Origin of the sequence: Sphingomonas sp. (genome assembly GCF_965248875.1) — a bacterium.
In the GTDB taxonomy this organism is placed as follows: Bacteria; Pseudomonadota; Alphaproteobacteria; order Sphingomonadales; family Sphingomonadaceae; genus Sphingomonas.
Window position 1 is genome coordinate 1,574,979 of record NZ_CBDFKR010000011.1, and the last position, 23,884, is coordinate 1,598,862.

Below are 23,884 nucleotides of genomic sequence, written 5' to 3' on the forward strand. Positions count from 1 at the left end.
GGGTGAACGGGTTCGAAGTTGAGTCGATCGCGCCGATGACGATGACGCGCCACAACCGGCTCGCCAACATGTATGTGCTCAGCCCTTATGTCTGGCGTGACGACGCTGGCTTCCACCTGCTGATCCGCGCGGTTCCTCGCCGCGATGACGAACCGCGGCTCAAGATGGCGGAGATCTGGTACGGCACGTCGGGGGACGGTCGGCACTTCGATATGGCCGAAGCACCGGTGATTTTCCCCGGCCCCGATCTTGCCGATCTCGACGGATGTGAGGATCCGACCGTCGACGTTCGCGACGGCCTGGTCCGCGTCTGGTACACCGGTTTCAACCAGAAGCAGGAGACCGGCAGGCTGATGCTGGCCCGCGGCCCTGGCGTCGCGAGGCTCGCCAAGGCGGGGGTGATGATCGACTCCCGACCACCGCGCTATGCCAATCCGAAGGAAGCAACGCTAGTGACGCTCGGCAAGGATCGTTGGCGGCTATACTTCGAATATGCACGCGACGGTGCCTCGCTGATCGGCCAGTCGGACAGCGGCGATCTCGACGGCGACTGGGAAGACGCCGCCGATGCGCCGCTCGCTCCGCGGCCCGACCGCTGGGACTGCTGGCATCTGAGCGCCGGCCCGGTCGTTGGCGACGGCGGCGATCGCCCCGTCATGTTCTACAACGGCGCGACGCAGGATGCGCAGTGGCGGGTCGGGTGGGCGGCGTTCGACCGGCATTATACCAAGGTGATAGCGCGCAGCGATGACCCGCTCATCGTCCCCGACACGGTCGGCGATGGCGCCACCGACATCGCCTTCGCCGCCTCCGCGGTCGAGACCGACGAAGGCATTTTGCTGTACTTCTCGCAGTCGGACCAGGATCTTCGCTGTGCGTTGATCCGGCGGACCTGATGGCCGGTCCTGTTCCGCCGCCGCCGCTCGCCCAATTCGCCGGCAGCCCGACGCGGCGGTTCTACACGGGCGGCAAACTCGATCGAGCGCTCGGCATCGACGACCTGCGCGCGCGGACGCATCGGCGAATGCCGCGCTTCGCGCTGGAATATCTGGAAGCCGGGTCGGAGGATGAGGCGACGCTGGCGCGCGAGCGCGAAGCGTTCGGCGAATGGCGCTTCCTGCCACGGACGTTGGTCGACGTGAGTGAGCGCACCCCCGCGCGGCCGATCCTCGACCGACCCGCGCCGATGCCGGTGATCATCGCGCCGACGGGCCTGAACGGCGTGTTCCAGGAAAAGGCCGATACCGCGCTCGCGATCGGCGCGGCGAGGGCGGGGGTGCCGTTCGTCCAGAGCACGATGTCGAATGACACAATCGAGCAGGTTGCCGCGGTCGCGGGCCTGCGTCACTGGTTCCAGCTTTACGTTTTCGGCCCCGACCATATCTGGCAGGCGCTGGTTGATCGCGCTGCGGCCGCGGGGTGCGAGGCACTGGTCCTGACCAGCAATTCGCAGGTGTTCGGCAATCGCGAATGGGACGCGCGCACGCGGGCGAGCGAGACCCGGCCGTCGCTGGCGACAATCGCGAATGCGGCGGGGCATCCGCGCTGGCTGGTCACGACGCTCGGTCACGGCCTGCCGAGCTTCGTCAACGTCATCGGTTTCGTGCCGAAGGATCATCACGGTTTCTTCCAGAGCGCGTTCTGGATCCGCGAGCAGATGCCAAAGTCGCTGTCGTGGGACACCGTCGCCAAGGTCCGCGCGCGCTGGCCGGGCAAGTTCCTGCTGAAGGGCATCCTCAACCCCGAGGACGTGAAGCTGGCGCTCGCCGCGGGCGTCGATGGCCTGGTGCTCAGCAGCCACGGCGGAAGGCAGATGGACTGGGCGGTCGCGCCGCTCGACATCCTGCCCCGCGCGCGTGACATCGTCGGCGACCGGATGACGCTGATGCTGTCAGGCGGCATTCGCCGCGGCACCGATGTCTTGAAGGCGATTGCGCTCGGCGCCGACGCGGTGATGGCGGGTCGCGCCCCGCTCTACGGGCTGTGCGCCGGCGGCGCGGACGGTGTCGAGCGCGCGCTGGCGATACTGCACAAGGAACTGTGCGACGCGATGGGCCTGCTGGGCATTTCGCGCCTCGATCAACTGGGGCCGCACCTGCTCGAACCGATGAGGGCGCTATGAGCCAGACTGTCGCCGACTTCTTCTGGGACCGACTTCACCAATGGGGTGTCCGCCGCATCTTCGGCTACCCCGGGGACGGCATCAACGGCCTGCTCGGCTCGCTCCAGCGCGCCGGCGACCGATTTGAATTCATCCAGGTCCGCCACGAGGAAATGGCCGCGTTCATGGCCTCGGCGCATTCCAAGTTCACCGGCGAGCTCGGCGTCTGCCTGGCGACCTCGGGGCCGGGCGCGGCGCATCTGGTCACCGGGCTGTACGACGCGAAGGCCGATCATATGCCGGTGCTCGCGGTTGTCGGGCAGGCGGCGCGCACCGCGATGGGCGCGCATTACCAGCAGGAGGTCGATCTCGCCGCTCTGTTCAAGGACGTCGCAAGCGACTTCGTGCAGACCGCCATGGTCCCCGCGCAGGTCCGCCACCTGACCGACCGGGCCGTCAGGATCGCGATGTCGCGCAAACGGGTGACCGCGCTGATCTTTCCCAACGACCTGCAGGACCTGCCGATGGAGGCGCCGCCGCGCACCCACGGCGCGGTATTTTCCGGCGTCGGCTGGACCGCGCCCGAGACGATCCCGACCGCGGCCGATCTCGCCCGTGCTGCTGCCGTCCTCAACGAAGGCAAGAAGGTCGCGATCCTGGTCGGTGCCGGCGCGCGCGCGGCAGTCGATGAGGTGATCGCGGTTGCCGACCGGCTCGGCGCCGGCTGCGCCAAGGCGCTGCTCGGCAAGCAGGTGCTGCCCGACGCCCTGCCGTGGGTGACCGGCTCGATCGGGATGCTCGGCACCAGGCCGAGCTATGAGATGATGATGGCGTGCGACACTTTGCTCATGGTCGGTTCGGGCTTTCCCTATGCCGAGTTCCTCCCCGAGGAGGGTCAGGCGCGGGGCGTGCAGATAGATATCGATCCGGCAATGCTCTCGATCCGCTATCCGGCCGAAGTGAATCTGGAGGGCGATGCGGCACTGACGCTCAGCGCGCTGCTGCCGTTGCTGAAGCAGAAGGCCGATACCGCCTGGCGCGACGGGATCGCGAGCTGGAAGGACGACTGGACCGAGACGCTGAAGAATCGCGCCATGGCCAAGGCCACGCCGGTCAACCCGCAGCGCGCCTTTACCGAATTGTCTCCCAGGCTGCCCGACGACGTCATCCTGACCAGCGACTCCGGCAGCTGCGCCAACTGGTATGCGCGCGACCTAGAGATCAGGCGCGGCATGATGGCGTCGCTGTCGGGCGGGCTCGCCTCGATGGGCGCCGCCGTCCCATACGCGATTGCCGCCAAGTTCGCGCATCCCACCCGGCCGGTCATCGCGGTGGTGGGCGATGGCGCGATGCAGATGAACAACATGGCCGAGCTGGTCACTATAGCTAAATACTGGCAAGGCTGGGCCGACCCGCGCTTGATCGTGATGGTGCTCAACAACGAGGATTTGAACCAGGTCACCTGGGAACAGCGGATCATGGAGGGCAATCCGAAATACGATGCCAGCCAGTCGCTGCCCGACGTGCCGTACCACAAGTTCGCCGAGCTGATCGGGCTGATCGGCATCTTTGTCGATGATCCCGAGGGACTGGGTAGCGCGTGGGATCGCGCGCTCGCCGCCGACCGACCGGTGGTGCTCGAGGTCAAAGCCGATCCGGAGGTGCCGCCACTGCCGCCGCACATCGGTTTCGACCAGGCGCGAGGCTTCGTCGGCTTCGCGGCGAAGGGCGATTCCTGTGGGGCGGGTGCGATCGTCGGCGCGGCACGCCAAGTGCTCGCCAATCTTCTGCCGGTGCAGAAATGACGATCGGTCGGACCGAATGGGCGATCCCCGAGGGCTTCATTCCGAGCGAAAGTGTGCCCGGCGCGCACCGGCCGCTGCTGAGCCACGAGGCGGCCTGCATCCTCAACGCCGGCGAACTTGACGCCCAGATCGAGATCATGCTCTATTTCGTCGATCGCGAGCCTGTCGGACCGTATCGTTTGACCGTCCCCGCGCGGCGGACCTTCCACCAGCGGTTTAATGAGCTGACCGACCCCGCGCCGGTGCCGCGCGATACCGATTATGCGTCGATAATCACGTCGACCGTTCCCATCGTGGTCCAGCACACTCGCCTGGACTCGCGGCAGGCACAATTCGCCTTGATGTCGACGATGGCATTCTCCGGCTGACGCTCACTGGCGTTTGCGAAAGCTGCTTGGATTGAGTCCGGTCGCGTTCTTGAACATGCGTGAGAATTGGCTTGCGCTCGTGAAGCCGCATTCGCCTGCGATTGCCGCCAAGGATCCGCCCGGTTTTGTCAGGCGTGCCTTGGCGACCGCGATGCGCCTTCTCAGCAAATACGCATAGGGCGGTGCGCCGGTCGATACGCGAAAGGCGCGACTGAAGTGGAAGGGGCTCATGCCCGCCGCGCCTGCAATCTCCGAGACACCGATCGGCTCGGCGAGATGGCTCTCGATGAACTCTAGGGCCGCGCGCAGGCGATGGGGTGCCAGCGCGAGCTGGCTCGGCATCGTGATCGACGCAGCATCGGAATAGCAGCGAAGAAGCTGGAACAGCAGCAGATGCATGACATCGTCGAGATAGGCCTGCTGTACGCCGTCCCCCCTCGCCACCTCGAACAGGACAGTCGCCGCCAGCGAGTCAATCAATCGCTCGCTCTCGCCAAGGCACTCATGCATGACTGCGCCGCGAGGATCGCGGTCAAAACTGGAGGCGATGAATCTATCGATCATCTTCGGCTGGAAGTAAAAATGCGCGAAGTCGATCGGACCTTCAGTCATCCATTTATAAGCTGATCCCGCTGGCACGAAACTGTGCGCGCCCGAACGCGCGTCACAAGTCAGCTTCCGACCCTCACCGTCCCGATGCAGCCGCTTAGCGCCGCCGAGATGGATCGACAGATAATGCTCGTCGAGCGAAGATTGATCGATATCCGGCGCAATGCCCTGCCAGCGCCGGATGTAAACTGGAATCGCGCCGCCGATCCGCAGATCGAGCATCGGCAACCCGCTCAGCGTTTCTCCCCATTTAGCGGGGGTTGATCGAATGATCGCAGGTGCCATTTCGCCCCTTAGCTTGTGGATGCTAACCGTATGGCCTCGATACGAAGGTTGCGGTTCGATTGTTACAAGTTGGGGAAAAGTCTTATGCACAGCGTAGAGTGGTAACTCACTCAGATCAACGTATCACGCGATGGAGCTGATGGCCCGACATTTTGGGAGCGCCACTCGGCCGCGAGCGCCGAGTGGAAGGCGCTAGTCAGCTAGGCGTCGCTATCAGAAAGCGAACTCCATCCTGGTGTGACGAGTTCGCTTGTGACTGCAGCATCCGTCGCTGTGCTGGAAGGTACCTCCCCGAGCGCCGGACGCCACCGGGCGCAAAGGCAAGCGATGTTGGGAAGGCCGTGGCTTTGGCGACGACGTGATTGTCCAATCCTGCTGTCAGGTGCGCAATGCTGCGAAAATCCGCCGCCGGCCGCAACTTGGCCGCGCCAAGGCGATTAGAAGGGTTCATCGACCGAGTTCAAAAGTGCCCGCGAGGAGCCCGCCCATGAAGCGCCTGTCACGTCCCCTGCTCGCCTTGGGCCTCAGCACTCTGGCCCTCGCCACCAGCGTCGGGGCCCAGCTGGCACGAAGTGGCGACGGCCCGGCGGACCAGGGGCCGCGCCTGCCGCAGCGGATGGGCAGCGCGGCGACGGGCCGCGACGTGTTCCGCAACGAGACCTTCGGCAACGAGGGCTTCTGGACCGACGCGGTGCGCCTGCCCGCGGGGATCATGGCGGCGCGCGTCACCCCTATGCAGGCGCTCGAGCTCGGCCTCCAGGTTGACGTCGACGCGGTCGATGCCCAAACCAAGACCAGGCTGGCAGCCGAACTCGCGGCCGACCCGACCGGCCGCAGTTCGGCCATCCTCAACGATCCGGCGATGACCGGCAAGCTCATCATGGCAAACGCGGTGATGGGCATGACCCCTAAGGCCGGCAAGGTCGGCGCGACCTGCGCACTGTGCCATTCGATGAGCGACGGCTCGATCTTTACCTCCCCGGCAGGCGGCTCGATCGGGCATCGGGTGGACGGGCTCGCCAACCACTCGCTCCATCTCGGCGAAATTTTCGCGACCGCCGCTAATACCCGCGCGCTCTACACTGTCGCGCAGCTGCAGCTGACGGCGAACCACGGCAAGACGCTCGGCCGTGCCGCACACGGGCTCGACGAAAATTCGACCGAGGACGAGGTCGACGCCTATTTCCGCGACCATCGCAATTATCCGGTTGGCATGTTCGACGACTCGTTCGACGGCAATGGCAACCCGATGCACAACACGCCGCTGTTTCGGCAGGACCTCGCGGTGCCTTACGGAAGCGAGGGCACCTTCACCCGGCTGGAGGACTTTAGCAACCTCGTCTATACGACGCTATTCGATCAGACCGCGCTGACGACTCCGGGCGGCCGCCAGTTCATCCACATGCTCGCGGGCGCAGCCGGCGACGAGATGATCGACGACTATGTCAAGGTGCTGCGCGACACCGGTGTCACCGGCTACCCCTATGTGCGCGCGCGCGGCGGCGGGCGCCCCGGCGCGCTGGCCACGCCCATCGGCTTGCGCGTGAACGACGCACGGCTGCTCGCAATGAACGCCTATCTCTCGCGGTTGCAGGCGCCCGCCGGCCAGGTCGGCGATCCACAGGCGGTGGCCCGCGGCCGGGCGGTTTTCGCGACTTCGGGCTGCACGACCTGCCACAATGCCGACCAGCGCCGGGCGGTGCCGACGACGATCCATCCGATGGCGCAAATCTTTCCGGGCGACCGCCCGGTCACGCTTGCCCTGCGGATGCCGCCGCTTAACCCGGTTCTTGATACGCCGAGCAGTTTTTTCGATGACAAGATGGCGGTGGTGAACGCCAGCCTGCGCGGGGAAAAGCGGGGGATAGCCATGCCGCTGCTGCTCGACCTGGCGCGCAAGCCGACCTTCCTCCACGACGACAGCGTGCGGAGCTTCGCAGACCTGTTCGATGCCAGGCGCGGCGGCGGCGCCCCACATCCCTTCTTCGTCGGCGACTCACGCCAGCGCGCCGATCTCATCGCCTTTCTGAAAGCAAGCGATACGCGGGCGCATTGATCGCAACCTCGGTTCGTCGCCGTGCCGCGAGACGACCGTGCAGGACAATCTGGGACGCACGCTACTTCACCGCCCTGCGAGATAGCTTGTGTAATAATCACGGAGACGTGACGGCGATCACAATCAGGCGCGCCAACGCGCTCTGTCAGACTAAATCCACCCGCTGGAAATCGAGCAGGGTAACCCCGCCCACTGCCTCACCCGCGCTCATGCGCGATGACACCGGCCGTTCTCTGGTCGTCGCTGGATGAGAGGCGGAGGTCACGTCAGTCGGTGTGCAGCGGGTTCCGTCGGGAGCAGAGACGCCCGACCTGCGCGATGAGGACATCCGCTACCAGACGCCTCGCGCTTCGGGGCCGGGCGGGCAGCATGTTAACAAGACCGATAGCGCGGTTCGCGCCATCTATCTGCCAACCGGTTTCACAAACTTGTCGCAGGATCAACGCTCCCAATTCGCCAACAAGAAGATCGCTCGCCTGAAATTGGCGATGCTGCTCGACGATCAGCGCCGGGCGGACGAAGCCGGAGGCAAACGAGCGCAGTGGGATTGAAACCACGAACTGGAGCGTGGCAATCCGGTCAGGACGTACGAGGGCGAGAGGTTCAAGCGTCGCTAGTTGATACCATAGTCGTCTGTCAGCTGACGGCAGCTCTCGCGGCATTCGATTGTCCATGAACGAGCGTCAGGTTTTGGGAAGGCGAAAGCACGGCAGGAACGTCCGAGTCTGGGTCCTTGCTGCCGGAAACCGGTCATTCGCTACCGCCCCGCCAGGCCGCGACCGCGACGGGTCTGCCGGAACGAGTCAATCCGGCATGAGTCTAGGCCGTAAGGAGAGGATTATGACCAAGTTCAGCACTGACGATCGCAACGACCTCGACAAGAGGGACTTCGCTTTCCCAACGCAGCGCAAGGAGCCGCTCGAAAATGCCAGTCATGTTCGCAACGCCATTTCGCGCTTTAACCAGGTAATGGACGTCTCCGACGACGAACGGGATGCCGCCTGGAAACGGATCGAGGCGGCTGCGAAAAAGTTCGATGTCGAACTGTCTGAGAAGAGCTGGCGCGAGATCGGCAAGGACTGAGGCTCAATCCCGTACCGCCGCCCGCTGCCGAAGGGTTGGGCGCGCGCCGACAATTATCTGAGGAATTGATCATGGACACGGCGACGACATCACTAATCGAGCGCATTGCCCGCGTGCTCGCCGGACACGAGATGAGTCGGAATGGCGAAGGCGACATGACCTCAGCCGGCGAAGCGGTCGACGGGCTCTGGCCCGATCATGTCGGCGCGGCGCTGGCGGTGCTCAAAACGCTGCGCGAGCCGAGCGCGCATATGGCCGCGGTCGGCGACGCCGCCGTCTGGGAACGCATGATCCTCGCCGCGATTGAAGATGAAACGATGTCCGAACCCTGAGGCTGTCAGCGCTGGGACAGTGGCCGCCGCGCCGCCCTGGCTTCGCGCTAATATGCCCGTAAGCAGCGGCCGCTAGTCTAAGAGTCGACGACGTTGCCGAAGCGCGGTAATCGCGGTGATGGATGGACGTCCCAAGCTAGGCTCCGGACTCATTCACAGCCAGAAGGCGAGAGCTGTTGCGCGAGCCACGCCTGACAGGAAGTTGGCGGCGAGCTTGTCGTAGCGGGTGGCGACGCGGCGGAAGTCCTTGAGGCGGCAGAAGGCGTTCTCGATAAGGTGGCGGCCACGGTAGCGTTCCCGGTCGTAGCGGACTTGGCGCTTGCGGTTGGACCGGCCGGGGATGACCGGCACGGTGCCCGCCTGGCGGAGCAAGCGCCGGAGCGGGTCGGCGTCGTAGCCCTTATCCCCCAGCACGTATTTGGCGCGACCCATGCGGGCGAGCAGCTCGGGCGCAACGGTCACGTCGGCGACGTTGCCGGGCGTGAGCATCAGCGCAAAGGGACGGCCCACGACGTCGGTGAGGGCGTGGATCTTGGTCGTCCAGCCACCGCGCGAGCGGCCGATCGCCTGCGCTTTAGCCCCCTTTTACCCCCGAATGCGGCACGCTGCGCCTTCACGTACGTGCTGTCGATCGCGGTGCTCTTCGTAACCGCGCCCGCATCAACCAACGCCTCCAGGAGCCCGAGCCAAAAGCCGCGCGCCGACCAGCGGTCGAACCGGTTGTACACGGTCGTGGACGGCCCGTAGTCGGCCGGGCAGTCGCACCAGCGACCGCCAGTCTTGAGCATGTGGAAGATGCCCCAGATCACGCGACGGTCGTCCACCCGCCGCGCGCCCGGCTGGTTCTTGGGCAGGTGGGGCTCGATCGCCGTCCAGGCCTCGTCCGACAACCAGAATAGCGCCATGCTCACCTCCGTCGCCCCGCGTCCGTGGTGAATCAGAAAACCGCACCCGCCTCAACCTTCTGATTGGGTTTGGTCCCTAGCGGAGCCATATTAGAAATTCGGCATAGTTGCCGCATTGTAAGGCGGCCGTGCAAAAACATGGTTCGCGCCCTGAGAGCCAATTGATTGGAGCATTCCGGCGAGCGATGTCCGACGAGCAGCACCATTGTGCTACGCCAATCCGTTCGATTTACAGATGGATCACCAACGTGCCAGATTAGAAGCAATCGATTTCCGCTGTGTTCCTATATTTTTTTAGAAGTGCCACAGATAGTGACCGCTTACCGATCCGCCCTGACGAGATCGGTTGCGGCAAGGTGCTCGGCGAGGAACCACACCTGGGGCTCGTGGGTGCGGATGACGTTGCTGACCAGCAGGTCGTTGGTGCCGTCGTCGCCGGTCTCGTCTGCCGCCTCCGCGCCATCATGCGCCTGACGCAAGATGATCTCATGCGCCTCGAGCAGCCTCGCCAATTGCGTCGGAACGTCCTCGCGGCCCTTTGGCGGGCGAGGTATCTTGGTCATTTCCGCAACGTCGGGGGCCATGGCGATGCTGATGCCGCCGAGCGCCATGATGCGCTCCGCGATCATGTCGACCAAGTCCGCCTGCTCTTCGTAATGCTTATCGAGCAGGAGGTGCAGCTGGTAGAACGTGGCGCCGGACATCTGCCAATGGTGCTTCTTGTACATGTCACGCAGCGTCATCGTGTCGACCAACACCTGGTTCAGCGTTTCCACGCTTTGCTTGCGGGCATTATCCTCGAGCGCGATCGGCAGGTCCTTGAGCGTGCCGTAGGGCTGTATCTCGCGGTACTCGACCTTGTACTGCGGCTGCGCCTCGGTGCTCGCTCGCTTGGATGCTGGTCGCTTCGCCATGTCGTCTTCCTTCCTGGTTCGGGAGTGATGATGCTATCGACAGGTGACTTCGGCGATGTATGCACGCCAACACTGCCCAGTGGCTAGTCCGCCGGACGACGCGCACGCGCCAGAACCGTCCGGTCGCCGCTAGGAACCGACGCTGGAGATGCTCGGCGTGCTGGGCGAAGTCGGGGAAATCGATCCGGTGATGCGCCAACACCAGAATGCCGCCGGGCCCCAGAGTATCGGCGACATCGCGGGCGGTGCGGGCCATCGCCAACGGCGTCAGATAGTAGATCAGCTCTGCCACGACCGCGATATCGTAGCGGGAGCGGGGCAATCTGGCGGGGACGGCCAGACGGATCGCGCGCGCACGCCCCGGACGTGCTCGTATCGCCTTGGCAACCAAGGCCGTGCCGCTCGTGGTCGCCTCGGTCGCGTCCAGTCGCAACGCCCTGGGGGCGATGGCCGCACTGTTGGATCCGTTACCGGCAGCCAGTTCGAGCAGCCGGCCCCACGGCCCCGGTCCCATTGCATGGAGGATCGCGCGTCGCTTCAGCACCTCGTCGCGGTTGTCGAACGTCCGCCAGGGGTCGGCATTCTTCGCGAACTTAGCGTCGAAGCCAGCGAGGTCGATCGGCTTCACAGGTGCGCTTCGACGAAGGTTTCAACCGGTCGGCTGAACGCTGCGATCTGCTTCCGCGTCATCGTGAACCCGCCCGGGTCGTCAGTGATCCGTCCGGTCTGAGTCCGGTAGCTGCAAAGCGCGTGACGCTTGGCCAGCCGCTGCTGCGCGGACAGCGGCAGGCGGCGGGCACCGCGCAAGCGACCACCGGCCGGCCAGACCGGGTAGCTCAACATGCGGACCCCGGCCATGCGCGCCGCCGCGACGGCAGCCGCGACGATCCGGTGATCGGGATGGTCATCGCCCGCCGCGGGCGCGACCACCAGCGCCGGCTTCGGCGTGCGGCGCAGGGCGGCGGCGATGACTCTGCGCGTCCGCACCGTTTCGACTTGGAGACCGCCGTCGGGAAGGTTCAGGAAGGCGATCCGGCCTGCGGACACTCCCGTGCGGCGGACGGCCCTGCGCGTTTCGCGCCGGCGTTCGAGAACTAGGCGGCGACCCCGCCATGTCGGGCTGCCAACGTGCGAGCCCGCGCCGTCGCTCACCACCAGCACCCGCACCGCTATGCCGCGCCGCCGCAGTCGCAGCATCAGCCCGAACGCGCCGATCGTCTCGTCGTCGGGATGCGGCGCGATCACCAGCAGGCAGCGCGGCGTGCCCGTCCGCAGCATCACAGCGACGGATCCAGGTCGCCGGCCGCGACCGCCGCGCCGACCATCATGCGCTGCGCGTCGGGGCCGGGCTGACGCAGATAGACCGCCAGGTCGGTGATCGTCGCCGCGAGTGGATGTCCGACGAACAGCGCCTGCACGCCGACCGCCTCCTGCGCGAGCGACAGCGCCCGGCCGCCGGCATCATAGACGGCGGCGCGAGCCGCCGCGACCAACGGCAGCCGGGCATCCTTATCGACAAACCATCCCGTCGCCGCGGTGCGGACGGCGCCCGCTGCGGCCTCGGCCAGGCCATAGAGGGCGGCGAGCCGACCTGCCTGATGCGGGTCCGCCGCGCGTCTTGTCGAGACGAGATGATCGCGCGTGCCGTCGACCAGTGCCGCGATGCCTCCCGCCTGGACGGCGGCGAAACGCAGCGCGCCGCCGCTGAACCAAGGTTCCCGCGCATAGACGCCGGGTTCGCCGATCAGGTCGCCGTCCTCGATAGACGCGTCATCCCATCTGACCACATGAGTTTCCGACCGCTGCATACCGACGACCTGCCAGAACGAGCGGTCGATCGACGGTGGCGTGCGTTCGAGGTCAAGCAGTACAAGCTGGCTGTCTCCGTCGCAATCCGCCGTGACCAGCGCATGCGACAGGATGCCTGCCCCCGAGGCAAAACTCTTGCCGCCGCGCAGGCGCGAGTCCATCAGTCGCAGTGGCTCACCAGCGAGAGAGGCGTTCCAGACGCCCAGCGCGCCGCCCCCCGCCACGACATCGGTCAGCCGGCGACGCTGGTCCGCGGTGCCGAAGCGGCAGACGATCTGCAGTGCGTCGACATGGCCCTCGAACAGGCGGCCGAGCGGAAGATCCTCGCGGCCTGTCTGGTATAGCAGGCGCAGAAGGCGCAGCAGCGTGTCCGCATCGGGTGGATCGGACAGCGTGGGGAGTTCCGCGCTGCGCTCGGAGATAACGGTGCGCAAGTCGGTCACGCTGCCCTCCTTGCCGTGATCAGGCGGTCGAGCGCCATTTCGGCTGCGGGCAGCGGAACCTCGCGCATGCCTCCCGGCGGAACCGGCACGATCCGCATCGCGAATGCTGCGGCGTTCGGGGCGTCACGGGCGACGCCGAGGACATGATCGCCGGTCAGGCCCAGCGCATCTGCCGCCAGCTCGAGGCTATCCTCCATGAACGCCCTGCGGGCTATGGCGTGCATGGCATATTGCCAAGCGGCGTCCTCGGGATGAGAGACGCTAACGGCACTTGTCGCGGTATGGTCGAGCCGTTGCAAGGTTGCCGCCAGGCCACCCGCGACGCGACCCTGCCGGCGGTCGGACGTGCGAACCACACACGCCGCGTCGCGCCGGACGCGCAGGCCGGCGCGCGCGGCTTCGTCGACGAACCGCGCGTCCTCACCGGTCAGGAGGGGCAGGAAGCCGCCGGCAATCTCATACGCGGCGGCGCGCATCCCGAGATTGGCGCCGCCGGTGTGGTGGTGCGTTGCATCCGCTTCCCATGGAACAAGGTCGAGCCTGCGCCGCAAGGCGAACAGCCGGTCGTAATAGACTTCGATCCGCTCCTGCAGCGGGCAGGGCGAATGACCCTGCCGGATGATGCGCCCAGTCACGACGTCGGCGCGATCGAGCGCGGCGACCATCGTGGTCAGCCAGTCCACCGCGGGCGCGCTGTCGGCATCCGTGGTCAGCAGTAGACCCCCGGCTTCGGCCAACGCATGGCGTCCCAGGAGCATGGCCCGGTGCCGGGCCCGCCCGGCATTTGGCTGCGCCGGCGCGGACTGAGCGAACTTTATGCGATGACGCGATCGCTCGCGGTAAGCGGCGACCAACGCCACGCTGCTGTCGGTACAGCCATCGAGGAGCAGGCATACCGACACCGTTGCGCCGCCGAACGACTCGAGCATCTCAAGTGCCGCGAACAAGGACGGCAGTTCGGCCGCCTCGTTCCGAGCTGGAATGCAGATCGCTATCTCGCGCAGTCGACGTCCCCCGATGCCATCGTCTCGATCCTTAAAACGAGCCTGTTCGCTTCTGTCGTCCCACCTGTTTGCCAAGCCTCGCTGGCTTCATGCCTTCGCCTTGCTCGACGCGGCATCGAGATCGACGGTCAGTTCGCGAGGCCAGAAGCGCAGCGCGCGGCAGGTGGCAACGAAAACCTTGGCTTCTTTCGCTTCGGCGAGCGCGACGAAGCCATTATCCAGCTCGGGTGGGATGCGCGCCTCGTCGAACAGCGGCTTGGCATCCGCGCTGAAGCCGATGAACTTGCAATGCCCGAACGCGTCCGAGACGAAGTCCTTCGACGCGGCATCCCTGGCAAGCATCGCCGCCCCGTCCGCCGAAGGCAGGATCGCCACCGCGTCGAACAGGATCGACGGCCCGCCATCGATCTTCTGTTTCGCAGCGACCTTGGTGCCGTCGTCCAGCGTCACGCCGCCGATCTTGGGCGCAATAACCTCCCACACCGCGCCCTCGGCATCCAGCGCCTTGGTCAGTGCCGTGAATAGCACGGCTGGAGAGCCATCGGTCAGCAGCAGACCCATCTTGCGGCCCTTGAAGCTGTCGGGTCCATTCGCGAGAATGCTGAGCTTCTCGGACGTCGCCAGGTCGAGCGTCGGCTTTGCCGCGACCGCGGCCTTGGGCACATCCATGCCGAGACCATCCGCGACGGTCGCCGCGAGATCGGCGTCGATGTTGACGAGGTGCGAGACCGCCCGCGCACGAATGTCGACGCGCTGCACCTTGCTGAGCTCGAACACCAGCGCGTCGCCGATGTGCTTCTGCTCGATCGGCTGCTGGCTTCGGAAGAACATGCGCGCCTGGCTGTAGTGGTCGGCGAACGTTTCCGAGCGGACGCGCTGCTTGGTGCCTTCGACCGGCGCCGAGAAGCTGGTGAAGCCATTGGCCGGGTTCTCGCGCGGACCGCCCTCGGCGCCCCAGCTGTTCGGCTCGTAATTGGCGCGACCGATCGGGTTGCGCATCGCCATGTGGCCATCCTGCTGGAAGTTCATCACCGGGCAGCGCGGCGCGTTTACCGGCAGGTGGGTGAAGTTGGGACCGCCGAGCCGCCTGAGCTGTGTATCGAGGTAGGAGAAATTGCGTCCGTGCAGCAGCGGATCGTCGCTAAAGTCGAGCCCAGGCACGATGTTCGACGTACAGAACGCGACCTGCTCGGTGTTAGCGAAGAAGTTATCGACATTCCGGTTGAGCGTCAGCGTGCCGACGATGCGGACCGGAACCGTCTCTTCCGGGATCAGCTTGGTGGAATCGAGATGGTCGAACGGCAGGCTGTCGGCGGTCGCCTGGTCGAACAGCTGGACGCCAAGCTCCCACACCGGGAAGTCGCCGCTCTCGATCGCTTCCCACAGGTCGCGGCGGTGGAAATCGGGGTCGGCGCCGTTGATCTTGACCGCCTCGTTCCACAACACAGACTGTAGGCCCTGCTTGGGCTTCCAGTGGAACTTGACGAACGTGCTCTCGCCGGCTGCGTTGACGAGTCGGAAGCTGTGTACACCGAAGCCTTCGATGGTGCGGAACGAGCGCGGGATCGTGCGGTCCGACATGATCCACATGATCATGTGCCACGCCTCGGGCGACAGGCTGATGAAGTCCCAAAAATTATCGTGGGCAGTCTGCGCCTGCGGGAAGGCGCGGTCCGGCTCCTGCTTGGCGGCGTGGATCAAGTCGGGGAACTTGATCGCGTCCTGGATGAAGAACACCGGGATGTTGTTACCGACAATGTCCCAATTGCCCTCTCTCGTGTACATCTTGACCGAGAAGCCGCGAACGTCGCGAGCGAGATCAGACGATCCCTTGTTGCCGGCGACCGTCGAGAAGCGGACGAACACCTCAGTCTGCTGGCCGACCGTGCCGAGAACGTCGGCGCGGGTGAACTCGGACAGCGAGTCGGTCAGCTCGAACACGCCGTGCGCACCATAGCCACGGGCGTGGACGACGCGCTCAGGGATGCGTTCATGATCGAAGTGGAAGATCTTCTCGCGGAGCTGGAAATCTTCAAGCAGCGTCGGCCCGCGAGTGCCGACCTTGAGGCTGTTTTGCGCATCAGCGATCGGCATGCCCTGCTGACTGGTCAACGTCAGCGCCGGATCCGCGGTCGTCTGATGCGTCTCGCCACCCGCGCCCTGTTGCTCGGCATAACTGGTCGGCAGATCGGCGCCCACCGGCAGCGGCGCCGCCTTGATGGGCGTCTCGCCCTTAACCTTGCCGTTATTGCCCTTGGTGGCCTTGCGCGACATGTTCCTGCCCCATCGAACTCAGGATGCCCGTCGACGCGGCGGTCGCTTAAGCAAGCGACACAGCGTCGCATCAACGGCTATGAGCCTCAATCTGACGGTTGTTAAGTAGGTCGCCACGCCTACCGCCAACGCCGATAGCGGTCGCCTGCTCTGGCTTTACCTAGCTCGTCGTCTGCTCAGCACCTGCCGCAATGCGCGCTGTTTCGCGTTGTGGAAGGCGGTTGGCCTTGATCAGTGCGCGCGACAGCTGTTCGACGGAGTAGGGCTTGTGCAGGAGCTCGAACCCGTGAGAGGCATCCTGCGAAAGGACGTGGCTGTATCCGCTGGTCAGCACGACCGGCACGTCGGGATAGCGGCGCCGCACCTCTCCCGCCAATTCGATACCGCTCATGCCCGGCATCACGACGTCCGAGAACACGATGTGGAAGCGGCTGCGGCAGTTGTTCAACTCGGCCAGCGCGCTCTTCCCGTCGACCGCGAGGACGCTATCGTAGCCGAGTTCCTGCAGCGCCTGCGTCGCGAAAGCTCCGACCTGTTCATTATCCTCTACGACGAGCACGCAGATCCCCTCGCCGGTTGGGAGGTCGGTCTGACTGTCGTCCGCAATTAGCCCGTCGCGCTCGGATTGGGCGCGCGGAAGATACAAGGTGAACGCGGTGCCCGAACCGACGTCGCTCTCAACCCTGATGTCGCCGCCCGACTGCTTGGCGAACCCGATCACCTGACTGAGACCCAGACCGGTCCCTTCGCCCACTTTCTTGGTTGTAAAAAACGGTTCGAAGATCCGCTGGATGTCATCTGAGGGGATTCCGGATCCAGTGTCGCGGATCGTCACGGCCACATAGTCGCCGGTGGCTGCCGCATGGCCACGTATTGCGGGGATGCCATCCACTGCGATTGTGGTGACGACCAGGATACCCGCACCGTTCATCGCGTCGCGCGCGTTGATCGCCATGTTGACGATGGCGGTGTCGAACTGACCACGATCGGCGAGGATGAAGATCGGTTCGGCGGGGGAGGCGAACTCGAGCGAGATGCGTGAACCGATCAACGTGCGAACGATCCCGGTCACGTCGCTTAGGCTCTGGCCGACGTCGAAAAGCTCGGGGGTCAGCGTCTGCCTCCGCGCGAACGCCAGCAGCTGCCCGGTAAGCTTGGCGGCACGGTCCGCGGTCGTCCCGATCGCATCGATATAGCGATTGAGCTTTTCTTCCGAAAGTCCCGGACGGCGCAGGAGATCCACCGAGCCGCGGATCACGGTCAGCAGATTGTTGAAGTCGTGCGCGACACCGCCGGTCAGCTGGCCGATCGCCTCCATCTTCTGGGCCTGCCGCAGCGCGTCCTGCGCCTCTTCCCGCTCGGCGGTGCGCTGCTCGACGCGGGTCTCAAGCTCCGCCGCCAGCTGCCGCAGCGCGTCCTCCGCCTCCTGCTGGGTCGAGATGTCGGTGTTCGTCCCGAACCAACTCACGATCTCGCCACGCGCGTTGCGGACCGGTTGGACCCGCGTGAGGAAGGGGCGGTAGGCGCCGTCGTGTCCGAGAAGCGGGAACACCATCTCGAACAGCTCGCCCGTCGCGATCGACGTCGACCATGCTTCGAGAACCCTGGGCAGCTCGTCGGGGTCGTGGACCGACTGCCAGCCCCAGCCCTCCATCTGGGCGGCCGTGGTGCCAGTGTAGCTGTACCACTGCTGATTGTACCAGGTGATCGCGCCATCCGGTCCCGCGCTCCAGCACAGGGTTGGTATCGAGTCGGCCAGTGTGCGGAACTGCTGTTCGCTCTCCTTCAGCATCATCAGTCGATGCCGCGCCTCATACTGCCGCCGCCGACCGCGTAGCGCCGCCTCCGCCAGACTCACGAGGGTGGTGGGATGAAATGGCCGCTCGACGAACGTCACGTTACCCAGCGCGCGCAAGTGACTCAGCGCCGCCGGATTGCGCTCGATGCCGCCGCCGCGGTGGGTGAGCAGCACGAAGGGGAAATCGGACCACTCGGGCTGCGCAGCGAGCCACTCCGACAACGAGCTAATGTCCCCCTGACGCAAGGCCTCCTCGGTGACCACGGCAAACCCAGCGCCCAAGTCGAGCTCAACCCTAAGCGTGTGCAAGTCCGCGCAGATCCGGGATACCATCCCCGCCTCGGCAAGCATGCGCGCGGCGACATCCGCGTCGCGACCGAGCGGCGCGAGGATGAGGCCTTGTTCCGAGATCTCAGCTTGCGGCAATCGGTCGATCCAGCAGGGGATTGCCGCCGCCGCCCACGTAGGTGGGCACGCCCTTGAGAACGCCGTGGAAGTCCTCGAGCGGCTCGCCGAGGCTGATACCGTCCGACCCGATCCTGTACTCGCGGATGGTGTTCTCGTGCGCCCCCGTGCGCTTCTTGATGATCGACATCGCGCGCAGCACCCGGCCGAAAGCCTCGAAGTAGCGAAGGAGGATGACGGTGTCGGCCAGATAGGTGACATCGACGGGACTCTGCATGTCGCCCACCAGTCCATGTTGCGCGACGGTCAGGAAGGTCATGATGCCCTGCCGGTTCAGGTACTGCAGCAACTCGTGCATGTGCAGGATCAGGGCCTGCTCCTCGGGCATCGCCGCCTGGTAGCCGTTCAAGCTGTCGATGATGACGACGCGGGCACCCTGGTCCTCCACGTGCGTCCGCACCAGATGCGAGAACTGGCCGGGGCTGAGCTCCGCGGCATCGACCTGCTGGATCAGCAGACAGCCGCGGTCGACCAAGTCCTGCAGATCGATACCGAGGCCGCGCGCGCGCTGGAACAGGAGGCCTCGCTCCTCATCGAATATGAACAGGGCGGCCTTCTCGCCTCGCTCTGCAGCTGCGACCGCGAAGGTCAACGTGAGCAGCGACTTTCCCGTGCCCGCCGGTCCGAGGATAAGCGTGCTCGAGCCGCGTTCAATGCCGCCACCAAGCAGCGTATTCAATTCAACGGACCCGCTCGGCACCGTGTCTCGGGCGAACTTCGTCTTGTGCTCACTCGAGACGAGGCGGGGGAACGCGCGGACGCCGCCGGTCTCGATGATGAAGTCGTGAAAGCCGCCGCGAAACGCCCGGCCGCGAAACTTGATGACACGCAGGCGGCGACGCTCTGGACCATAGGACGGGGCGATCTCCTCGAGGCGGATTACTCCATGCGCAACGCTGTGCACCGTCTTGTCGAGCATCTCGGTCGTGAGGTCGTCGAGCATCAGGACGGTGGCACCCTCGCACGAAAAATAGTGCTTGAGTGCGAGAATCTGGCGCCGGTAGCGCAGCGAACTCTGCGCCAGGAGCCGGATCTCGGACAGGCTGTCGATGACGACGCGCGTCGGCTTCACCCGCTCGAACGCGTCGAAGATGCTACGTGTCGTCTCGCCAAGTTCGAGATCGGATGAATAGAGCAGGCTCTGCTGCTGCTCGGCATCCAGCAGCGTCTCGGGGGGAACCAGTTCGAAGATCTCAAATTGGTCGCCGATCTCGTGACCATGGCTCGCGACACTTTCCCGCAGTTCCTCCTCGGTCTCAGACAGAGTGATATACAGGCCCCGCTCCCCTGCGCCGGCTCCGGTGAGCAGAAAGCGCACTGCGGTCGTCGTCTTGCCTGTCCCAGGGCTTCCCTCGAGAAGATAGACCCGTCCCGCCGCCAATCCCCCGCACAAGATGTCATCCAGGCCTGGTACGCCCGTCATTGCGCTCGGTTGCTGCATGTCGCGCGTCATAAGTCGGCGTTCCCCCAGGTTCCGCGCCCGTCTGGCATAGCCCTTAATTTACGGCAACTTGATCAATCTGCTGAGCAGGGAAATCCGGCTTGCCCCTTCGCCATGACGGGCGCCTGGTGAGCACTTCCTCCTGGCTAGCGTCGTTTGGATCTGGATGTCGTCGTGAGCCCCGCGGAGATCGCTTCCGCACACTCACTGTGGTCGCAAGCGACCGGCACTAATATGGTCGCTCGACATCGCTGGTTAGTCAGCCGTGCGCCCGGCCTCAATGCCGGTTCCGTTACTGAGGGCTACGGTCCAGATGAAGGAGCGTCCGAAAGTGGGAACATGGCGGGGTCGCTGGATGGCCGCTTTTGGGTCCGCTCAGACCTCAGTGCGTTCGGCCAGTTCCAAAGCGTCCTCCACGTCAACGCCCAAGTAGCGCACCGTGCTGTCGATCTTGGCATGGCCGAGAAGGATCTGAACGGCGCGGAGGTTGCCAGTCGCCTTGTAGATGATCGACGCTTTCGTGCGCCGAAGCGAGTGCGTCCCGTAATCCTGAGCCGGAAGGCCGATGCCGACTGACGTGACCCCCGTTTCTTCATCCACCTGGACCTAGAGACCGGCCCCTTGATGGGACGGACAGATGAAGCGGATGCAGTTTTCGGAAGAGCAGATCATCGGTATCCTGAAGGAAGCCGAGGCGGGCGCGGTGGTGACCGAGCTGTGTCGCAAGCACGGGATGTCGAGCGCGACTTACTACGCCTGGAAGGCCAAGTTCGGTGGGCTGGAGGTATCCGACGCGAAGGGGCTGCGGGCGCTTGAGGAGGAGAACGGCAAGCTCAAGCGGCTGCTCGCGGACACGATGCTCGACAACGCAGGTCTGAAGGATCTGCTGTCAAAAAAATGGTAGCGTCCGCCGCGAAGCGGCAAGCGGTCGCGCATCTCCAGGCGACGTTGGGGATGAGCGAGCGGCGGGCGTGCATGGTCGTCGGGGCGGATCGCACGAGCATGCGGTATCGTTCATGCCGGGCAGATGACGGCGACCTGCGGTCGCGGCTATGCGAGCTGGCGCAGCAGCGCCGGCGGTTCGGCTATCGGCGGCTCCACATCCTGCTCCGCCGGGACGGCATCACGATCAACCGCAAGAAGACCCAGCGGCTCTACCGCGAAGAGGGTTTGACGGTGCGCCGCCGGAAGGGGCGCAGGCGCGCCGTTGGCGCGCGGGCACCCGCACCGGTGGTGGCGCTTCCCAACCAGCGATGGAGCCTGGACTTCGTCCACGACCAGCTCGTCGCCGGCCGGCGGTTCCGCGTGCTTAACATCGTCGACGACGTGACGCGCGAGTGCATCGGGGCGGTGGTCGACACCTCGATCTCGGGCCGGCGGGTGGTGCGTGAGCTGGCCGATCTGATCGCCAGGCGTGGCAAGCCGCTTATGATCGTCAGCGACAACGGCACCGAGCTCACCTCGAACGCGGTGCTCGCCTGGTCCGGTGATGCCGGCGTCGAGTGGCATTACATCGCGCCGGGCAAGCCGACCCAGAACGGGTTCGTCGAGAGCTTCAACGGTCGCATGCGCGACGAGCTGCTCAACGAGACGCTGTTCTTCACGATCGGTCAGGCCCGCTCGATCCTCGCGCGCTGGGTCGACGACTACAACACCCAGCGCCCGCACTCCTCGCTCGGCTACGCCACCCCGGCGGCGTTCGCCGCTGACCTCGAACAGCAACGGGCGGGGTTAACCCCGCCCGTTGCTTCACCTGCGCTACTGCGCAACAACACCGGTCGGTCTCTGGTCGCCGCTGGATGAAAGGCGGGGGTCACGTCAGATCCAGCGTGGCTGACTGCTTCAGACCCCACTACTAACCACGTTTACCATGACCGCCACCTATGCCATCCCGATACTGACAGAGGCGCAATACACAATCCTTACTAATGCAGCAAAGGCACGTGGGTTGAAATTCATGATGCAGATCGGGGTTTACAACGCTCCGAGCGCGGAACTCCCCTGGTCCGTCGCTCCGACAAATACCGCCTATTGGGACGCCTGGTTCGCCGCCTACCGGCCGTTGGTGCTTCAACAGACCACGATTGCGACCAAGCCAGGTATCGACCTACATATCGCTTGGCCTGAACGCTGGTTATATGGCTTCGGTCGACATTCACTATTGGCGCGACTTAATAGCCGCCATTCGCGCGGCAGGATATAAGGGTAAGCTCGTCTATCAGGGTATTACCGATTTAAAGCGCGGCTATTCCGAGGCGGATAGATATAACTCCGCGTCTACCGATACCTTGCTAACTGCGAAAGCCAAGGGTTTTGCTTTCGCCGCATTTCCACAAACACACGACCGACCGGCCGATCCCGTCGCCATTGATCCGCATATCGAGCATATGGTGATGGCCGAGCGGAGTACACAGATAGCGATATACGTTGCCATTCCGAAAGTGATCGAGATAGGTCGGATCGACCGTTCGGCCGACGCTCTCTTCTTTGAACTCTATCAGGTCCGCATATTCACTTCGTCGGAGCGGTCGAACAGCTCGGCGAAGCCCACAATGAACAGGTTTTTCAGATCCGCTGGCGCGGTGTCGCAATAGAAGCCGGCCGGTAATCCCTGGGCATCGACCCAGAATATCGATTCTGAGTCGGCGCCGATCAAATCACGAACCGAATGGGTAAGCGGCGATGCGATCGCTTCGAGCCCGGCGCCGCAGGTACATAGAAGCCGGATACGCTCCATCAGGCGACGGCGAGCGATCGCCCTTCCGGTCCTTAAACGATTATGCATTACACCCCCCCCGTGATTTATTAACAAACGGATGGGTCTACGCAACCGATGACGTGCCTAATTGGCCTTGCCTTGGGTTGGGACATATTGATTATAGGTTCTCCAGAGTAAAGGAGTGTACGATAGCGAGTATGAAGAAGTGAGATGCTACTGATTTCGTGGGCATAAAGAGAAGGTGTTCTGTGATGGCAAGGCGAAGCTCGCCGCCCTGCTATCCGAAACGATCGGGGCGGCGCTGGGGCCTCCAACCTTTGGCTCGCGCGCTGTTCGGGACCGGTTTGGGATCGGCTCGAACTCCATCGTGCAGACACGGGTCGCATTACTCAGACAGCTGCGCCATCAACGCGCCGCCAAGCCGTGGCTCCGCTGTCGTCTTGGTTTCGCTATTGCCGTTGCAGTGCCGCGACGATCGCACGGCGGAGCGTCGCCAGGTCGGCGGGCGTTTCCGCGCCCAAGATACCGCGCACTCCCGCGGGCAGGTGTGCAGCCGGGTCGCCCTGCGCCTTGAAGACATAATGGTCGAACATCGCCCGCCACGCCCGCCGCTGGTCGGGGGAAAGCTGGCGCAAGGCCATCATGCCGTGCATCAGCGCGTCCCAGGGCGATCCGACATCGCGGCGCGCCGGGTTCCACCAATAATTGACCAGCAGGTTCAGCGCCGAGAGCGCCTCGACATGGTGATACCAGCCATATGGGATGTAGAGTGCGTCGCCCGGGTCCAGCTCGGCGTAGCGTGCTTCAGCAAGCGCCGCAGCGAACCGGGGGAAGCGGTCTAGATCGGGCGCGGTCACGTGCGCCATGCTGACCGCCGTCCCCGCCGGGGTGACGTGGAACGGGCCCATGTAGAGATTCGCGACCTGCTCGGGCGCGAACAGCGTGAAGCGGCGGCGGCCGGCAGCGACGCAGGCGATGTTCTCGTTGGTGTCATGATGTGTGGCAACGATTGCGGCGGTGCCGAGCCATAGCCGCGGCTCCACCGCCGCCGGCAGCAGCGGCATCGTGTTGGCGGCGGCGAAGCCGGGCAGGTGCCGCGCGGCGGGCAGGCCCTGGATCGCCAGCGTGTCCGCCGCCACCGCTCCGTCGCGATGGGCGATCTCGGCGAAGAACCCCGCGATCGACCCGGGCTCGCGCACGAAGTTCGGCCCCTGCATCGTCTCCGCATAATGGAGCCGCCCGTGCTCGTCGGCCTTTGCGCGCACCATCGGCACCGGCTCACCGGTCGCCAGCCCGCTCAGATAGCCGCCGAGTTCGCCGCGCCCGGCGGCCGTGACTACCGGCCAGTCGGCGACGAGCCCGCGCAGCACGACCGGCTCCCCCGCTTCCCTGATCGCCGCGAACGCGGCGGCGTCCAGCGAGCGGCACTCATCCAGCGCGTGCATGGCCCCCGCTTCGCCCTCGACGTCCGCC

20 protein-coding genes and 2 pseudogenes are annotated in these 23,884 nt (G+C 65.0%); 10 read left to right on the plus strand and 12 right to left on the minus strand.

Features of this window, described 5'->3' with window-relative positions; genetic code table 11:
- Positions 1 to 2 precede the first annotated feature (2 nt).
- From ACP2AD_RS14900 to ACP2AD_RS14915, 4 genes are read left to right on the plus strand one after another with little or no spacing between them, the layout of a single operon-like run.
- Positions 3 to 896: a hypothetical protein gene (locus ACP2AD_RS14900; protein ID WP_425230827.1), complete on the plus strand. Its 894-nt coding sequence runs from the start codon at positions 3 to 5 to the stop codon at positions 894 to 896.
- Positions 896 to 2,122, plus strand: a complete 1,227-nt coding sequence (locus ACP2AD_RS14905) for an alpha-hydroxy acid oxidase (RefSeq protein ID WP_425230828.1) — start codon at positions 896 to 898, stop codon at positions 2,120 to 2,122. Before ACP2AD_RS14900 ends, ACP2AD_RS14905 begins: the two co-directional genes overlap by 1 nt.
- Positions 2,119 to 3,906 carry a thiamine pyrophosphate-requiring protein gene (locus ACP2AD_RS14910; protein WP_425230829.1) on the plus strand — a complete coding sequence of 596 codons (1,788 nt, stop codon included), beginning with the start codon at positions 2,119 to 2,121 and terminating at the stop codon, positions 3,904 to 3,906. The genes ACP2AD_RS14905 and ACP2AD_RS14910 overlap by 4 nt, the downstream gene beginning before the upstream one ends.
- Positions 3,903 to 4,274 carry a sensory rhodopsin transducer gene (locus tag ACP2AD_RS14915; protein WP_425230830.1) on the plus strand — a complete coding sequence of 124 codons (372 nt, stop codon included), beginning with the start codon at positions 3,903 to 3,905 and terminating at the stop codon, positions 4,272 to 4,274. Before ACP2AD_RS14910 ends, ACP2AD_RS14915 begins: the two co-directional genes overlap by 4 nt.
- A gap of 3 nt (positions 4,275 to 4,277) precedes the next feature.
- Here ACP2AD_RS14915 and ACP2AD_RS14920 read toward each other — a convergent pair whose 3' ends face one another.
- Positions 4,278 to 5,168, minus strand: coding sequence for a helix-turn-helix domain-containing protein (locus tag ACP2AD_RS14920; RefSeq protein WP_425230831.1), 891 nt, complete (start codon positions 5,166 to 5,168; stop codon positions 4,278 to 4,280).
- A gap of 487 nt (positions 5,169 to 5,655) precedes the next feature.
- Between ACP2AD_RS14920 and ACP2AD_RS14925 the strand changes: the two genes are divergently transcribed.
- The 4 genes and pseudogenes from ACP2AD_RS14925 (at position 5,656) to ACP2AD_RS14940 (ending at position 8,639) form a co-directional block, all read left to right on the plus strand.
- A complete protein-coding gene (locus ACP2AD_RS14925; RefSeq protein WP_425230832.1) occupies positions 5,656 to 7,224 on the plus strand; it encodes a hypothetical protein in 1,569 nt (522 codons plus the stop codon).
- Between the two features lie 308 nt (positions 7,225 to 7,532).
- Positions 7,533 to 7,775, plus strand: a pseudogene (locus ACP2AD_RS14930) (peptide chain release factor-like protein); the annotation flags it as partial.
- Between the two features lie 289 nt (positions 7,776 to 8,064).
- Positions 8,065 to 8,307 (plus strand): DUF6582 domain-containing protein, encoded by a 243-nt coding sequence (locus tag ACP2AD_RS14935; protein WP_425230833.1) that lies wholly within the window; start codon positions 8,065 to 8,067, stop codon positions 8,305 to 8,307.
- Between the two features lie 71 nt (positions 8,308 to 8,378).
- Positions 8,379 to 8,639 carry a hypothetical protein gene (locus tag ACP2AD_RS14940; RefSeq protein WP_425230834.1) on the plus strand — a complete coding sequence of 87 codons (261 nt, stop codon included), beginning with the start codon at positions 8,379 to 8,381 and terminating at the stop codon, positions 8,637 to 8,639.
- A 153-nt stretch (positions 8,640 to 8,792) separates the two neighbouring features.
- Here ACP2AD_RS14940 and ACP2AD_RS14945 read toward each other — a convergent pair.
- The 9 genes and pseudogenes from ACP2AD_RS14945 to ACP2AD_RS14985 all read right to left on the minus strand — a co-directional run.
- Positions 8,793 to 9,544, minus strand: a protein-coding gene (locus ACP2AD_RS14945) for an IS5 family transposase (RefSeq protein WP_425230835.1) whose coding sequence is annotated in 2 segments (ribosomal slippage) — positions 8,793 to 9,224 and positions 9,227 to 9,544 — 750 coding nt in all. Because the reading frame shifts where the segments join, the coding sequence is not laid out codon by codon here.
- A gap of 320 nt (positions 9,545 to 9,864) precedes the next feature.
- The gene (locus ACP2AD_RS14950) at positions 9,865 to 10,458 is read right to left on the minus strand and encodes a Dps family protein (protein ID WP_425230836.1); all 594 of its coding nucleotides are present in this window, start codon (positions 10,456 to 10,458) and stop codon (positions 9,865 to 9,867) included.
- 624 nt (positions 10,459 to 11,082) lie between these two features.
- On the minus strand, positions 11,083 to 11,736 hold the full coding sequence (locus ACP2AD_RS14955; protein ID WP_425230837.1) for a PIG-L deacetylase family protein: 654 nt from the start codon (positions 11,734 to 11,736) through the stop codon (positions 11,083 to 11,085).
- The gene (locus tag ACP2AD_RS14960) at positions 11,736 to 12,710 is read right to left on the minus strand and encodes an acyl-CoA dehydrogenase (protein ID WP_425230838.1); all 975 of its coding nucleotides are present in this window, start codon (positions 12,708 to 12,710) and stop codon (positions 11,736 to 11,738) included. The genes ACP2AD_RS14955 and ACP2AD_RS14960 overlap by 1 nt, the downstream gene beginning before the upstream one ends.
- Positions 12,707 to 13,789 carry a glycosyltransferase gene (locus ACP2AD_RS14965; protein ID WP_425230839.1) on the minus strand — a complete coding sequence of 361 codons (1,083 nt, stop codon included), beginning with the start codon at positions 13,787 to 13,789 and terminating at the stop codon, positions 12,707 to 12,709. The genes ACP2AD_RS14960 and ACP2AD_RS14965 overlap by 4 nt, the downstream gene beginning before the upstream one ends.
- A 12-nt stretch (positions 13,790 to 13,801) precedes the next feature.
- Positions 13,802 to 15,988, minus strand: coding sequence for a catalase (locus tag ACP2AD_RS14970; protein ID WP_425230840.1), 2,187 nt, complete (start codon positions 15,986 to 15,988; stop codon positions 13,802 to 13,804).
- A gap of 160 nt (positions 15,989 to 16,148) precedes the next feature.
- Positions 16,149 to 18,212: an ATP-binding protein gene (locus ACP2AD_RS14975; protein ID WP_425230841.1), complete on the minus strand. Its 2,064-nt coding sequence runs from the start codon at positions 18,210 to 18,212 to the stop codon at positions 16,149 to 16,151.
- Positions 18,199 to 19,704: an ATPase domain-containing protein gene (locus ACP2AD_RS14980; protein ID WP_425230842.1), complete on the minus strand. Its 1,506-nt coding sequence runs from the start codon at positions 19,702 to 19,704 to the stop codon at positions 18,199 to 18,201. The genes ACP2AD_RS14975 and ACP2AD_RS14980 overlap by 14 nt, the downstream gene beginning before the upstream one ends.
- 363 nt (positions 19,705 to 20,067) lie before the next feature.
- A pseudogene (locus tag ACP2AD_RS14985) lies at positions 20,068 to 20,247 on the minus strand (tyrosine-type recombinase/integrase); the annotation flags it as partial.
- Between the two features lie 82 nt (positions 20,248 to 20,329).
- Here ACP2AD_RS14985 and ACP2AD_RS14990 point away from each other — a divergent pair.
- Both ACP2AD_RS14990 and ACP2AD_RS14995 read left to right on the plus strand, forming a co-directional pair.
- Positions 20,330 to 21,495 (plus strand): IS3 family transposase gene (locus ACP2AD_RS14990; RefSeq protein ID WP_425230843.1). Its coding sequence is split into 2 segments (ribosomal slippage): positions 20,330 to 20,582 and positions 20,582 to 21,495, totalling 1,167 coding nucleotides; the frame shifts between segments, so codons are not numbered across the junction.
- Positions 21,496 to 21,562: 67 nt separating this feature from the next.
- On the plus strand, positions 21,563 to 21,895 hold the full coding sequence (locus ACP2AD_RS14995) for a hypothetical protein (protein WP_425230844.1): 333 nt from the start codon (positions 21,563 to 21,565) through the stop codon (positions 21,893 to 21,895).
- A gap of 294 nt (positions 21,896 to 22,189) precedes the next feature.
- On the opposite strand, the gene ACP2AD_RS15000 is transcribed toward ACP2AD_RS14995, so the two are convergent.
- Together ACP2AD_RS15000 and ACP2AD_RS15005 are read right to left on the minus strand one after the other, a co-directional pair.
- Positions 22,190 to 22,429: a hypothetical protein gene (locus ACP2AD_RS15000; RefSeq protein WP_425230845.1), complete on the minus strand. Its 240-nt coding sequence runs from the start codon at positions 22,427 to 22,429 to the stop codon at positions 22,190 to 22,192.
- A 431-nt stretch (positions 22,430 to 22,860) separates the two neighbouring features.
- On the minus strand, positions 22,861 to 23,856 hold the full coding sequence (locus ACP2AD_RS15005; protein ID WP_425230846.1) for a cupin-like domain-containing protein: 996 nt from the start codon (positions 23,854 to 23,856) through the stop codon (positions 22,861 to 22,863).
- Positions 23,857 to 23,884: the final 28 nt, after the last annotated feature.

Excerpts from the sequence above, each read along its gene's own strand:
- ACP2AD_RS14970 (WP_425230840.1), bottom strand. The coding sequence starts at position 15,988 with ATGTCGCGCAAGGCCACCAAGGGCAATAACGGCAAGGTTAAGGGCGAG.
- ACP2AD_RS14995 (WP_425230844.1), top strand. The coding sequence starts at position 21,563 with ATGACCGCCACCTATGCCATCCCGATACTGACAGAGGCGCAATACACA.
- ACP2AD_RS14925 (WP_425230832.1), top strand. The coding sequence starts at position 5,656 with ATGAAGCGCCTGTCACGTCCCCTGCTCGCCTTGGGCCTCAGCACTCTG.
- ACP2AD_RS15005 (WP_425230846.1), bottom strand. The coding sequence starts at position 23,856 with ATGCACGCGCTGGATGAGTGCCGCTCGCTGGACGCCGCCGCGTTCGCG.
- ACP2AD_RS14920 (WP_425230831.1), bottom strand. The coding sequence starts at position 5,168 with ATGGCACCTGCGATCATTCGATCAACCCCCGCTAAATGGGGAGAAACG.
- ACP2AD_RS14905 (WP_425230828.1), top strand. The coding sequence starts at position 896 with ATGGCCGGTCCTGTTCCGCCGCCGCCGCTCGCCCAATTCGCCGGCAGC.
- ACP2AD_RS14980 (WP_425230842.1), bottom strand. The coding sequence starts at position 19,704 with ATGACGCGCGACATGCAGCAACCGAGCGCAATGACGGGCGTACCAGGC.
- ACP2AD_RS14955 (WP_425230837.1), bottom strand. The coding sequence starts at position 11,736 with ATGCTGCGGACGGGCACGCCGCGCTGCCTGCTGGTGATCGCGCCGCAT.
- ACP2AD_RS14935 (WP_425230833.1), top strand. The coding sequence starts at position 8,065 with ATGACCAAGTTCAGCACTGACGATCGCAACGACCTCGACAAGAGGGAC.
- ACP2AD_RS14940 (WP_425230834.1), top strand. The coding sequence starts at position 8,379 with ATGGACACGGCGACGACATCACTAATCGAGCGCATTGCCCGCGTGCTC.
- ACP2AD_RS14915 (WP_425230830.1), top strand. The coding sequence starts at position 3,903 with ATGACGATCGGTCGGACCGAATGGGCGATCCCCGAGGGCTTCATTCCG.
- ACP2AD_RS15000 (WP_425230845.1), bottom strand. The coding sequence starts at position 22,429 with ATGGAGCGTATCCGGCTTCTATGTACCTGCGGCGCCGGGCTCGAAGCG.
- ACP2AD_RS14910 (WP_425230829.1), top strand. The coding sequence starts at position 2,119 with ATGAGCCAGACTGTCGCCGACTTCTTCTGGGACCGACTTCACCAATGG.
- ACP2AD_RS14950 (WP_425230836.1), bottom strand. The coding sequence starts at position 10,458 with ATGGCGAAGCGACCAGCATCCAAGCGAGCGAGCACCGAGGCGCAGCCG.